Source organism: Leptotrichia sp. oral taxon 215 str. W9775, from assembly GCF_000469505.1.
GTDB lineage: Bacteria > Fusobacteriota > Fusobacteriia > Fusobacteriales > Leptotrichiaceae > Leptotrichia_A.
Genome location: NZ_KI272867.1, coordinates 102,420 through 116,070 on the forward strand (window position 1 = coordinate 102,420; position 13,651 = coordinate 116,070).

Below are 13,651 nucleotides of genomic sequence, written 5' to 3' on the forward strand. Positions count from 1 at the left end.
GATTTATATCTGAAAAATACTTTTTTTGGGTCATAAAAAACTGACAGGACAAAAAATCATGTCTAAACATTGTTATTTTTAAACTGATAGATAGCAAGCTTTTCATTATTCCTCCCAAAAAAATTATTTTATAACTTTTCCTTATATAACAAAAAAATCTGATTTCATTGCACTACAAAAGCAAAATAATCAGATTATAATTCTATTTATCTCACTTATAGTTAGCAATTTATGGTTGCCTGTAGAAACAATTCGCCTTATTCGAAAAATATATAAGTTACATTTTATTTTGTATATAAAGTATATCAGATATTCATTTATTTTTCAAGAATTAATCTGATTAAATTTCCTTCTGCTTTATCAATCCTGTCCTATATGATATTAACAGCTTCTTCAGGTCATCTATCTGTCTCTGAAGTTCCTTTCCTATGTCAGTGTCTTTTACCTTGGTTATTTCACGGATTTCATCAAAAACTACTGTTGATGAAAGAATATCTGCCCCTTCCTTTATGGCTTTTTCCTGAGATTCAAAAGGTGCAAGGGAAATAATTTTTATTCCGTAGGAATTATAAACCAGCGTATATCCGGCTATTCCGGTAGTTTTACGATATGCCTTGGAAAATCCTCCGTCAATCATGAAAAGTTTTCCGTCAGCCTTTACCGGTGATTCCCCTTCCTTTACTTTTACAGGAACATGACCATTTATTATGTGGGAAGTTTCCGGATTCAGTCCAAATTCCCTTAAAATCATTTCACATTTTTCTTTTTTATTAATAAACTGATAGTAAGGATTCTTATTTTCCTTATGAATTTTTTTATCATCTATAAAGTATCTTTCAAAAGTCCTCATTACATCCTTCCCAAATAGCGGGGAATTTTTTCCGCACCAGAGATACCATAGGAAATCCCTGTTTCTTTTATCCTTTTCATTATTTTCCCAGTTAAAGAAACTTTCCCTTATTATTGCCTCTATCTTGTCAAAATAAGACTTTCCTTTATAATTTATTCCATCTATGTTTACTTCAACAAGTTCCCCTTCGCTGTTAAGAGGAATACATCCATGATATAGCAGGTTTGAGTTGCATTTTAAATACATGGAACCTTTATTCAGTAAAAATTTCAAATGTCTCTGTAGCTTTTCACTATTCATAAATGAATGTTTCAATTTATTCAGGAGGGTAACTTCCTCCTTTGTAAGTTCCAAAGGATTATCAGGATTTACAGTAGGAAAATGAGTGTCATTCAGCTGATATTCCTTTCCTCCTATTGTCACTGTCCCCTTGTGGTAGTTTATATTTTTCAGAAGTTCCTTGTCTTCCATTTCAAATTGGGGATTCCGTTCCGCAAATATTCCTTCCACCTTAAACTGTATTATGGAAATTGCTTTATGCATCTGGGCTATAAGATCGTTATCTACTCCTTCCCTTGGTCTGAAACTTTTACACGGATCCTTTCCATAATGCTTCATTGCAAAAGTTGCAAGGGGTAAAAGATTTATCCCGTATGCTTCTTCCAGAATATCGTGGTTGTTGTATCTCGAACATATTCTTATAACATTTGCTATACATGCCTTATTTCCAATTCCTGCTCCTATCCATAATAAATCGTGGTTTCCCCACTGGATGTCTACATTATGGTACTCCTGCAGGCAGTCCATAATAAGATGAGGTGCAGGTCCCCTGTCATAAATGTCCCCCACAACATGCAGCCTGTCAATGGCAAGGCGACGTATCAGTTCCCCCATTGCCTTCATAAAAGCTTTTGTATATTTTATTGAAATTATGGTGTCAATAATTGCATCAACATAGTCTTTCTTGCTTTCATCTTCATTTCTTTCGTATAAAAGTTCCTGAATAATATACTCAAAATCTTTTGGCATCGCTTTTCTCACCTTTGATCTTGTATATTTTACCGATACCTTCTTACACACCTTTACAAGTCTGTATATATTTTTTCTTGACCATTCATCCATATTCTTATTTTTCTTTTCCTCAAGGTCATATTTTGCTTCAGGATAGTAAATCAGTGTAGCCAGCTCCTTCTTTTCACCTTCTTCCAATGTTTCTCCAAATATATCTTCTATTTTCTGTCTTATGCTTCCTGAACCGTTTCTAAGCACATGTGTAAAAGCCTCATACTCACCATGCACATCTGAAAGAAAATGCTCCGTTCCCTTTGGAAGATTCAGTATCGCCTCCAGATTAATAATCTCCGTAGAAGTTTCTGCAATGTTTCTAAAATTTTTAGACAGTAATTCCAAATATTTTAACTCTGACATATTCTACCTCACTTATGATTTATTTTCTATATCCAAAAAATTTTAAATTATCCAGATAACATTTTTACTGACCTGTAAAACAAAACAGGACTGCTTTAAAACTAAAGTTCATATTTCATGACACACTAAAATAGCTTGCTTTCAATAGCTTTCCCCATTTTATTTTTGTCATTTCATAACTTTTAATTTTAAAACAGCCCCATTTTAATCCTGTTAATATTTATTTCTATATCTTTTTATATATACTATACTCTATTTTCCAAAACTCTTTCTGCAATATTTCTAGTATGATCTGCTATTCTTGTAAAGTGCAGCACCAGATCAACAAAAGATAATCCTGCTTTTATTTCACAAGTCTGCTCACTTAATCTCTTTATATGATTCTTTCTTATTTTCTTTTCCTTTTCTCTTTCCTTATTATGTAAATCTATAACTTCCACTGCCTTATCAATGCTTGATTCCTTTAAGGCCACTGTTGCAGTTTCAATCATATTTTCCACTATTTCTTCAAGTTCCTTTATTTCTGCATAAGCCGTATCAGAAAACTTGAATTTCTTGCTTATTCCATATTTTACATCTTTTACGATACCGTGGGCGTGATCTCCTACCCTTTCAATATCTCTACACAAATCAAGGTAAGTGGCTATTTCTTCCCCTTCCTTTTCTCCAAAATCCTGTTTGGATAGAAGTGCCAGATATTTTGTTATTTCCTGATCAACTGTATTTATTTTTTCTTCCCTTTTTTCAACTTTCTCAAATAACTTTTCATCTCTTTCAAAGAAGTAGGAAACTGAAGTTCTAAAATTTTTCAATGCAAATCCTGTCATTGTAAGCAGCTCCTGCTTTACCTGTCCTAAGGCAATAACCGGTGCAGTTATCAGTGCCGGATCAAGAGTTGTCTTATATGCTTCTTCCTCATCTTCTTTTTTATCTTTAATTATTTTAACAACCAGATATTCCAGAACTCCTATAAAAGGAAATAAAAGAACTGTTGTCATCATATTAAAGGATCCATGGGCAAATGCTATTGCCATTTTAGGATTCAAATGAAGAATCTGCTCCATTTTTCCAACAAACATTGAAAATGGAGTCAAAAATATTAGGAATATGACTGTTCCAATGACATTGAACATTACATGCGAAGCCGCAAGCCTTTTGGCTGAAGTATTTGAACCTATAACAGCTATTATTGCTGTTATCGTTGTCCCTATATTATCTCCAAATAATACAGGTAAAGCGGCTTTTAATGGTATAAGCCCTTCCTGATATATGTTCTGAAGTATACTTATTGTCGCACTTGAAGCCTGTACAAGCACTGTTATCGTTGTCCCTATAAAAACACCTAGAATTGGACTTCCGCTCAGACTTACCATTACATCTTTAAATGCAGGCAAGTATTTCAGAGGTGCCATTGCTCCCGACATAAGTGTCAGGGAAAAGAATACTCCTCCAAATCCAAATAAAATACGTCCCACATTATTTACCTTTTCAATTTTCACGAAAAACAGACAGAAGGCTCCGATAAATAATATCGGCAATGCATATGCAGAAATATTGAACCCGATTATAAATGTTGTTATTGTCGTTCCAATATTTGCTCCCATTATAATTCCTATAGCCTGTCTTAATGTAAGTAATCCTGCCCCTACAAGACCTATAGTTATAACAGAAGTTCCTGAACTTGACTGTATCAGTGCAGTTACAAAAATTCCTACAAGGACTCCTAAAAAAGGAGAAGTCGTATACTTATCCAGAATGTATTTCAGTCTATCCCCGGCAGCAATTTGTAACCCGTCCCCCATGTACTTGATACAGAATAAAAACAGACCTAATCCTCCAAGAAATGTGAAGGCCATCTGTTGAAAATTAATTGTGTTTAACGCCGTTTCCATATCGTTTTTTTCTCCACTTCTTTTTATTTTATGATTTCTAAAATATATGGAAATCATAATTCGCACTTATGATACATCATATCAAAGAAAATATCAAGTTTTTTTTATAAAATTTCTAAATTATTCTCCCCTGTTTTTAACATCTTCTTCAATTTCATTCTTCCATGAATTATTAAGTTGATATCCACCTCTTATTTCCTTAATTGCTTCATTTAAGACTTCATAATTTTTTGCTGTCCCTTTTTTGTCTGATTTAAAACGTACAGCCCTCGAAGAGTCTATTCCTATGTCTTTTGCGGCTCCAATTGCATCAATATTCGCCCCTAAAAACAGGAATTCCCAGTTATTTTTTTCTTTTCTTTCTTCAATTAATTTTTTTATCTGATCTGCCCTGTACTCACGGCTTGCATTTTCCATTCCGTCAGTTATTATCACAAACAGAACCTTATCTTTAATTTCTTTTTTATCCTGATTTGCCTTTACCTGTATTACAGTTTTTCCTATCGCATCAAGTAAAGCTGTACTTCCCCTCACATAATATTCCTCTTCTGTCATGGGAGATACTTTTTCAATAGGAACCTGATTATAAAGCAGTTCATACTGGTCATCAAACAGAACTGTTGTTACAGAAACTTTCCCTGTTTTTTCCTTTTTCTGTTTTGAAAGCATTGAGTTATATCCTCCAATAGTATCTGATTCAAGGCCACCCATTGAACCGCTTCTGTCAAGGATAAAAACCAGTTCCACATCTTTAGGTTTATTATTTTTATTTTTTTGATCTGTTTTAGATGGAGCCTTCGCAAATGCCGATACTGACATCAACATAAGTGCTACTGTTAAAATCTTTTTCATTAAATCACATCCTTTAATATTTTTTTATATTTAAATCAAAATATTTAAATCAAATAAATATTTTCAAATTTCGTATAGCTTCGATTTTCACAAATTTTTCATGAAAATATCCAATTACTGTTGAAAATAACAATAAACTTACAACAGTTCCCTCCCTTATTACTAAAGGATAAGAAAACAGCAATGTTATCAGAAGGGAAACTGATACTGAAATTATATCTATGAGCCTTCTGACTTTAGAAAATTTTATATTTTTCATATTTGCAATTTCAAGGCAGAATGCCTCAACTGGAAAACTCATTGTGTCCAGTGCCAATATAAATGCCACTGAAATCCCCCCTATAAATACTCCGCACACCAGATACATTACTGAAATAAAATAGTTACCAACTTCCATTTTATCAAAAATATTATATGTGAAAAAATTTATTACAATCCCTATGGATGAAACAGCAATTAACTGAAAAACATATTTTACTATAAATTTACCCTTTGTCAGAACAATGTAGAGAAATAAGAAAAGCAAATTTAATATTATTGTCATTGTTCCTATTTTCATTTGAAACAGATTGGACAGACTGTAATTTAGAGCATTAAAACTGCTTATTCCTATGGCTCCCTCTATCGACATGCTTGTTCCTAGACCTGTGAGTATAAACGCCATTAATGATAACGCTAAATTACATAAAAACTTTTTCAGGTTCATCAGTTTCTCCTTTCCTGTTTTCAAATTTACTTTATGTTAATATTATAAACCAAAAAAAGTTATTTCACAAGCTTAAAATTTTTTCTTTTAATTACTTTTTGAATATATCTCTTTTCTATTTGTCATTCACCTCTTTTTTTGATATAATGTATCGAATAATTAATTTAAAGGAGGGAATTTTTTTGATTTCAACAAGTAATTTATCAGTCCAGTTTGGAGGAAGAAAACTTTTTGATGAAGTGGACATAAAATTTACACCAGGTAACTGTTACGGAATAATAGGGCCTAACGGTGCAGGAAAATCAACATTTTTAAAAATACTTACAGGAGAAGCTGAATCTACTTCAGGAGAAGTAATCATTGATAAAAATAAAAGACTGTCATTCCTAAAACAAGATCACTTTGCATACGAAGATGAGCAGGTTTTAAATGTGGTAATGATGGGACATACAAAACTTTACGATATTATGATGAAGAAAAATGAGCTCTATTCAAAAACTGAATTTACAGAAGAAGATGGGGAGCTGGCAGCAGAACTTGAAGGAGAATTTGCTGAACTTGATGGTTGGGAAGCTGAAACTAATGCTGAAAAATTTCTTATCGGTCTTGGTATCGGTGCTGAGCTGCACCACAAACTTATGAAGGAACTTACAGAACCTGAAAAGGTAAAAGTCCTTCTTGCACAGGCAATATTTGGAAATCCCGACATACTTCTACTTGATGAGCCTACAAACGGACTTGACCTTAAAGCTGTAAGATGGCTGGAAGAATTTTTAATGAATCTTGAAAATACTACTGTACTTGTTGTATCACATGATAGACACTTTTTAAATAAGGTATGTACACATATTGCAGACATTGACTATGGAAAAATTAAAATGTTTGTAGGAAACTACGACTTCTGGTATGAATCAAACCAGTTAATGCAGGATCTTATAAGAAACCAGAATAAAAAACTTGAACAGAAAAGAAAAGAACTTCAGGACTTCATTGCACGTTTCTCTGCAAATGCTTCAAAATCAAAGCAGGCTACAAGCCGTAAGAAACAGCTTGAAAAACTTCAATTTGAAGATATGCAGGTTTCAAACAGAAAATATCCTTATATAGAGTTTAAACCTGAAAGAGAAGCCGGAAACAACATGCTTAAAGTGGAAAATCTTTCAAAAACAATAGATGGAGAAAAAGTTCTTAATAATATTTCATTTACTGTAAATACAGGAGATAAGGTTGTTATCCTTTCAAATAACGACATTGCTAAAACTACTCTTTTCCAAATATTGGCAGGAGAAATGGAACCTGATTCAGGAAGCTATGAATGGGGAATGACTACTTCCCAGAGCTACTTCCCAAAAGATAATTCAAAATACTTTGAAAATGTGGACTTATCTCTTATAGACTGGATGAGACAGTTTTCTACTGACCAGCATGAAGAATATGTAAGAGGATTTCTTGGAAGAATGCTTTTTTCAGGTGAAGAAGCTAGAAAAATGGCAAAAGTTCTTTCAGGAGGAGAAAAAGTAAGATGTATGCTTTCAAAAATGATGCTTTCAGGAGCAAATGTACTTCTTCTTGATAACCCTACTGACCATCTTGACCTTGAATCCATTACTTCTCTAAATAAATCTCTTATAAGATTCCCTGGAACAGTTTTATTTACCACTCATGACCATGAATTTATTCAAACTGTGGCAAATAAAATAATTGAAATTACTCCAAACGGAATACTTGAAAAAGAAATGGAATATGACGACTATATAAATGATGAAAATGTACAGCAGAGACTTTCTGAACTATATGGAAAATAAAAAATGACATTTTAAAATCTTAAGGAACTGTCTCAAAATAGTAAAACTATAAATACAATATACAAAACTATATTTTTTTCATTCACTAAAATTTTACTTATATAAAACAGTCATTCATTAAGGAAAAGTCAAAAACTTGCCTAAAGGCTCAGACAGATGACTTTTCCTAAATTCATTTCCTGTTTTACATTGTAAAATTCTAGATAATCCAAAAATATAGTTTTTTTAGATTACTTTTCAAGCTTTCTTTCTGAGACAATCCCTATAAGATAACAAAATGTCATTTTTTTACTAAAGTTTTTAAAAACTTCTTATTTTATTTTCAATACCTTCCTGAGTTGCAGCTTGCACTATTATAAATGTGTGATCCAGCATTCTATAAACTTCTATCGTTTTCTTGTCATTATACAATAAAAGAGCTGTTTCCGTCTCCATTTTTTTCATTTTTTCCTTCGATAATTTACTCTGATTTTTTGAATATGCCTTCACAATTTTTTTATGTTCTTCTTCTGTAGTCTGCGAATCAAAAATTGCCGAAACAAGTCTGTTATCAACATAATTAAAACTTGTCAGATTTCTTGGTATCCCCAGCGGATCTTCCACTCCTGAATAATAATAAACTGCATATTTCCCATTGTCATGAGAATTTGATAATGGTGTTTTTGAAACTGACCTGCTAAATTCTTCCTTGGTCATTCCAAATTTTATCCTGTCTGTTATTCTTTCCCCAAAACTTTTTTCAAAGGAATTCCCAAATACAAATGATGAAAATATCATCATAATTAATAATATTGTCTTTTTCATTATTTAATCACTCTCCTGTATGAATTTATATTTATTATACAATATTAAACTGAAAGCAAACTGAAAATTTATAATAATATTTAGCAAGAATTATAAAAAAATAAGGCATTGAAAATCAATACCTTATCAATTAATAGTTTTTGTTAAATTACTGAGAAACAACGTTTGTTGCTTGAGGTCCTTTTGGTCCTTCTTCTACATCAAAACTTACTTCTTCCCCTTCATTAACTGATTTGAATCCTTCTTTATTGATTTTAGAGAAATGTAAGAAATAATCATTTCCATCTTCTCCTGAAATAAATCCAAATCCTTTTTTGTCGTTAAACCATTTTACTTTACCTAACAAAGTGCTACCTCCTAAAATTTTACACCTCAAACAACTTGTTACAAATTACTTTTGAATATTTTGCTCCATTTACTTGCTCTTGGTTTTCTGTATATATTATACCACATTTTTTCAAAATTCAAAGTTTTTTTTTTAACTATATTTCTCATATCTGAAAAAACCTAGTATTATTAGTATTTTCAGACATTCATATTTTTTCATTTTTTATAATATAAATAGAATATATACATTATTGAGAAATATATATAATTGTATTGTAAAATATTTTAAAACATATATTGAATTTATGGACAAAATAGTATATTATATTAAGGTATATTTTTGGGGTATAGGTTCCCATTTAAACCTAAATTTTAAAAAAGGAGAAGATAATACAGTAATTAGTATTATCAATAATTAACATGGCATTAATAATACAAAAATATGGAGGAACTTCTGTAGCAGATGCTGTAAGGGTAAAAGAAGTTGCCAAAAGAGTTTTGAAATATAAAAATGAAGGGCACGATGTCATTGTCGTAGTTTCAGCACCGGCAGGTACAACTGATTCTTTAATAAGACGTGCATATGAACTTTCTGAAACACCTAGCAAAAGAGAGCTTGATATGCTTCTAACATCCGGGGAACAGATTTCAATCGCATCTTTGGCAATTGCTATAGAAGATCTTGGTAAAAAAGCTGTTTCATTGAATGCTTTTCAGGTTGATTTTAAAACTACCGACGAACATACTAAAGCTACTATACTTGATATTAACACAGATATTATTAGAGAAAAACTTTCTGAAGGAAACGTTGTAGTTTTTGCAGGTTTTCAAGGAATTACAGAAAACAATGAAATTACCACTCTTGGAAGAGGAGGTTCAGACACTACTGCCGTTGCACTGGGAGCAGCGTTAAAAGCTGATGAAGTGGAAATATACACTGATGTAGACGGAGTTTATACTGCCGATCCTAGAGTTGTAAAAAATCCAAAGAAACTTAATACAATTTCTTATCAGGAAATGCTTGAAATGGCAGCTTCCGGAGCTAAGGTGTTACACCCAAGGGCAGTAGAAATTGCAGCAAGATATGGAATAAAAATTCACTTAAGATCATCATTTGATGATTCAACTGGAACTATAGTTAAAGAAAAAGGAGACGAATCAATGGAACAAGTTAAAATTATAGGAATTACATCAACAAAAAATGAAGGGAAAATTACTCTTTCCGGAGTACCTGATAAACCAGGAATCGCCGCTAAAGTTTTTTCAAAACTTGCAAAAGCTAAAATAAATACAGATATTATCCTTCAAAGTTCAAGCGTTACTAAAGAGTTTAATAACATCTCATATACTGTAAGTATTGATGATTTAAAGGAAGCTGTGGAAATTTCTCAGGAACTGAAGGAAGAATTAGGAGCTGAAGGTGTTTCATACGATGCAAATATAGCTAAAATTTCTGCTATTGGAATAGGATTGAAAACTCATTATGAAACAACTGCAGAAATATTTGATACACTTGCTGAAAATGGTATTAACATAGATATGATTTCATGTTCTGAAATAAATGTTTCATGTATAATAAAAGAAGAAGATGTAAATAAAGCTGTAAGAGCACTTCACGAAAAGTTTATTGAAGAAAATTAAAAAATTCAAGTTTAGGAGGTCTATATGAAAATAGGAATAATAGGATTGGGGACAGTTGGTGAAGGTGTCTTAAAGGTTTTAACTAAAGAAAAACATAGTATTTTTGAAAAATCTCAGGCTGATATTGAAGTAAAATATGCCTGTGACTTAAATATAACTAGGGATTTTTCCTTTGAATTTGACAAGTCAATTCTTATTGACGATTATAAGAAAATATTGGAAGATTCTGAAATTAAACTTGTTGTTGAACTGATAGGTGGAGAAACACTCGCAAAAGATATTATTATCCAGGCATTTAAATCTAAAAAAAGTGTTGTTACTGCAAATAAAGCCCTAATTGCTAAACATGGTGTGGAATTATTTCAGATAGCTAAAGAAAATGGTGTTTCATTCTTATTTGAAGCTGCTGTTGGTGGAGGAATTCCTATAGTTACACCTTTAATGGAAAGTTTAGTTGCAAATACTGTAACTGAAATAAAAGGTATTATGAATGGTACTTCAAATTACATACTTACAAAAATGAAAGAAGAAAATCTATCTTTTGATGAAGCTCTTTCAATTGCATCGGCAAAAGGATATGCAGAAGCTGATCCAACTTATGATGTTGATGGAATAGATGCAGGACACAAAATAAACATTCTTGCATCACTTGCTTATGGTGGTTCTATTAAATTCAAGGATATGCAAATTTCAGGAATCAGGGAAATCAACACACTTGATATTTTCTCAGCAAATCAGTTAAATTCTACAATAAAGCTGATTGCAAGCTCAAAACTGGTTTCAGAAGATTCTGCACAAATTTCTGTAGAGCCGGTTATTATTTCAAACAATGAAATACTTGCAAAAGTAGATGATGTTTACAATGCAATTGAAACAATTGGTTCATATACAGGAAGAACTTTATTCTATGGAAAAGGTGCAGGAATGGATCCTACAGCATCTGCCGTTGTTGCTGATATTGTAAAAATAGCTACAAGAAATCATATTGAATCTGACTACTTCTTTAATTCTACAAAAATAATCAATATAATAGATTCAAATGCTGTAAAGGATAATTATTATATAAGAGTTTCTAATGATTTCAATATAGAAAAATCACCTTTTGAAATTTATAACAAAATTGATAATTTCTTTATCATTTTAGCTGAAAATATTTCAAGAAATGAAATAAATGAGTATTTAAAAGATGCACAGGAAAAACTTGTATTAAAAATAATTAAGTAATTGAATAATTTAAAAAGCCCTGAATTTTCAGGGCTTTTTCTTATATATTCAAAATTTTCTCTCCAAAAAACATTGAATACTTTCAAATTTAATTTTTAATTAGTTAGCTTGTGATATAGCTTCTACTGGACATACACCTTCGCATGCTCCACAATCAATACAAGTTGCCGCATCGATTTCATATTTTCCTTCTGCTTCAGAAATTGCTTCTACTGGACAAACTCCTTCACATGCTCCACAAGCTATACAAGTTTCTTTTTCTATTGAAAATGCCATAATATATTCCTCCCAAGTTTTTATTTTTTATTTTCTTTTCTTGATAATAAAATACCATTTTTTTTGTTATAAGTCAATAAAAAATATTCATTTGAAAGTCATAATTTACAGTACTTTGAATAGTTTTTATTTTGAAAGATTAAACGTTTTTTGTTTTGGTTATGGAAATAAAAAATATTTTGAATATAAAATAATGTTATTTTTTTGACAATTCTGTTATCTTTACAAATTGTATGTACATATTGAAAACTCTACTTTTTTTAAGGATTATTTTTTAAATATAACCGCTTCATAAGGTTTTAAAATAAATTTTTCATTTTTAATTTCAGGTGCTGTTTCATAGTTTGATAATAAAATTTTAGCACTTTCCAGTTGTGTAATTCCATTAGATTCCAATTCAAATTCTACTTCTTTTCCATAAAAATTACTTATTATAATTAATTCTCCATTTTCTCCAGCACGTTTATAAGCATATACATTTTTATTTTCCAAATCAATGTCTTCATACTTTCCAGTCACTATAAGTTCTTCATTTCTTCTTAAATCAATTAATTTTTTATAATGATAGAACACTGAATTTTTATCTTTTAAAGACGCTTCAGCATTAATTGTCTTATAATTCTCAGGCACCCCGATCCATGGAGTTCCAGTTGTAAATCCTGCATTTTCAGAATCATTCCATTGAACAGGGGTTCTGGAATTATCTCTGGATTTCTGCATTAAAATTTCAATGGCTTCTTCTTCAGAACAGCCTTTATCCAATAAAATTTTATAATTATTAGTTGACTCAACATCACGATATTTCTCAATATTATCAAAATATGGATTTGTCATTCCAAATTCTTCCCCCTGATAAATATAAGGAGTTCCTTGCAGTCCATGAAGAACTGTGGCAAGCATTTTAGCCGACTCATTATGATATTCCTTATCATTTCCAAATCTTGACAATGCCCTAGGCTGATCGTGATTATTCCAGAAAGTTGCATTCCATCCGTTTCCTTCATACATTCCAATTTGCCATTTAGAGAATATTCTTTTTAACTCCACAAAATCAAAGGGGGCTTTTGCCCATTTTTCTCCATTTGGATAGTCAACTTTCAAATGATGGAATGAAAATGTCATTGATAATTCCTTTTCATCAGGATTAGAATATTTTATACAGTTATCAATGCTTGTAGATGACATTTCTCCAACTGTAATAAGTTCTCCGCCACCAAACGCCTCTCTATTCATTTCCTTTAAAAATTCATGTATTCTAGGTCCATCTGTGTAAAATCTTCTTCCGTCAGGAACAAATCTCGTATCACTTCCGTCATCATTTAAAAATCTCTGGTCTTTTGATATAAGATTTATAACATCCAGCCTAAAGCCGTCCACTCCTTTATTCAGCCAGAATCTTATCATTTCATATACTTTCTTTCTCACATTTTCATTTTCCCAGTTTAAGTCAGCTTGAGTTACGTCGAACAAGTGTAAGTAGTATTGCCCCCTTTTTTCTGAATATTGCCAGGCATTTCCTCCAAATTTTGATTGCCAGTTTGTAGGCTCTTTCCCGTCAACTGCATCTTTCCATATATAGAAGTCCTTATATTCAGGATCTCCTGCTTCAGACTTTTTAAACCATTCATTTTCAGTGGAAGAATGATTGACAACAATATCCATAACTATTTTCAATCCTCTTTTATGGGCTTCAGCCAGCATTTCTTCAAAATCTTCCATTGTTCCATAATTAGGATCAATGTCGTAGTAATCACTTATATCATATCCATTGTCGTTTTGTGGAGATTTATACATTGGAGTAATCCATAGGACTTCCACTCCAAGTTCCTTCAGATAATCAAGTTTT

At 31.5% G+C, this 13,651-nt stretch carries 11 protein-coding genes and 1 riboswitch; of the genes, 3 read left to right on the top strand and 8 right to left on the bottom strand.

Annotated elements, in window-relative coordinates:
- Nucleotides 1-198: 198 nt before the first annotated feature.
- Nucleotides 199-296, bottom strand: a riboswitch (purine riboswitch).
- Between the two features lie 44 nt (nucleotides 297-340).
- From HMPREF1984_RS09660 to HMPREF1984_RS09675, 4 genes are all read right to left on the bottom strand, one after another.
- Nucleotides 341-2,278: a fructose-bisphosphatase class III gene (locus HMPREF1984_RS09660; RefSeq protein WP_021767806.1), complete on the bottom strand. Its 1,938-nt coding sequence runs from the start codon at nucleotides 2,276-2,278 to the stop codon at nucleotides 341-343.
- A 245-nt stretch (nucleotides 2,279-2,523) separates the two neighbouring features.
- Nucleotides 2,524-4,170, bottom strand: coding sequence for a Na/Pi cotransporter family protein (locus tag HMPREF1984_RS09665; protein WP_036100513.1), 1,647 nt, complete (start codon nucleotides 4,168-4,170; stop codon nucleotides 2,524-2,526).
- 120 nt (nucleotides 4,171-4,290) lie between these two features.
- On the bottom strand, nucleotides 4,291-5,022 hold the full coding sequence (locus HMPREF1984_RS09670; RefSeq protein ID WP_021767808.1) for a vWA domain-containing protein: 732 nt from the start codon (nucleotides 5,020-5,022) through the stop codon (nucleotides 4,291-4,293).
- A 49-nt stretch (nucleotides 5,023-5,071) separates the two neighbouring features.
- Nucleotides 5,072-5,728 carry a DUF6198 family protein gene (locus HMPREF1984_RS09675; RefSeq protein WP_051314508.1) on the bottom strand — a complete coding sequence of 219 codons (657 nt, stop codon included), beginning with the start codon at nucleotides 5,726-5,728 and terminating at the stop codon, nucleotides 5,072-5,074.
- Nucleotides 5,729-5,910: 182 nt separating this feature from the next.
- Here HMPREF1984_RS09675 and HMPREF1984_RS09680 point away from each other — a divergent pair, with 182 nt between their 5' ends.
- Nucleotides 5,911-7,533, top strand: a complete 1,623-nt coding sequence (locus HMPREF1984_RS09680) for an ABC-F family ATP-binding cassette domain-containing protein (RefSeq protein WP_036100515.1) — start codon at nucleotides 5,911-5,913, stop codon at nucleotides 7,531-7,533.
- 300 nt (nucleotides 7,534-7,833) lie between these two features.
- Here HMPREF1984_RS09680 and HMPREF1984_RS09685 read toward each other — a convergent pair whose 3' ends face one another.
- Both HMPREF1984_RS09685 and HMPREF1984_RS09690 read right to left on the bottom strand, forming a co-directional pair.
- Nucleotides 7,834-8,337, bottom strand: coding sequence for a hypothetical protein (locus HMPREF1984_RS09685; protein ID WP_021767811.1), 504 nt, complete (start codon nucleotides 8,335-8,337; stop codon nucleotides 7,834-7,836).
- Between the two features lie 148 nt (nucleotides 8,338-8,485).
- Nucleotides 8,486-8,683 (bottom strand): cold-shock protein, encoded by a 198-nt coding sequence (locus HMPREF1984_RS09690; protein WP_006806760.1) that lies wholly within the window; start codon nucleotides 8,681-8,683, stop codon nucleotides 8,486-8,488.
- Nucleotides 8,684-9,084: 401 nt separating this feature from the next.
- Here HMPREF1984_RS09690 and HMPREF1984_RS09695 point away from each other — a divergent pair, with 401 nt between their 5' ends.
- Entirely contained in the window at nucleotides 9,085-10,305 is a 1,221-nt protein-coding gene (locus tag HMPREF1984_RS09695) for an aspartate kinase (protein ID WP_021767813.1), read from the top strand.
- A gap of 24 nt (nucleotides 10,306-10,329) precedes the next feature.
- On the top strand, nucleotides 10,330-11,529 hold the full coding sequence (locus tag HMPREF1984_RS09700; RefSeq protein ID WP_021767814.1) for a homoserine dehydrogenase: 1,200 nt from the start codon (nucleotides 10,330-10,332) through the stop codon (nucleotides 11,527-11,529).
- Nucleotides 11,530-11,628: 99 nt separating this feature from the next.
- On the opposite strand, the gene HMPREF1984_RS09705 is transcribed toward HMPREF1984_RS09700, so the two are convergent.
- Both HMPREF1984_RS09705 and treC read right to left on the bottom strand, forming a co-directional pair.
- The gene (locus HMPREF1984_RS09705; RefSeq protein WP_021767815.1) at nucleotides 11,629-11,805 is read right to left on the bottom strand and encodes a 4Fe-4S binding protein; all 177 of its coding nucleotides are present in this window, start codon (nucleotides 11,803-11,805) and stop codon (nucleotides 11,629-11,631) included.
- Nucleotides 11,806-12,072: 267 nt separating this feature from the next.
- On the bottom strand, nucleotides 12,073-13,651 hold a 1,579-nt coding region (gene treC / locus HMPREF1984_RS09710; RefSeq protein WP_021767817.1), incomplete at its 5' end, for an alpha,alpha-phosphotrehalase.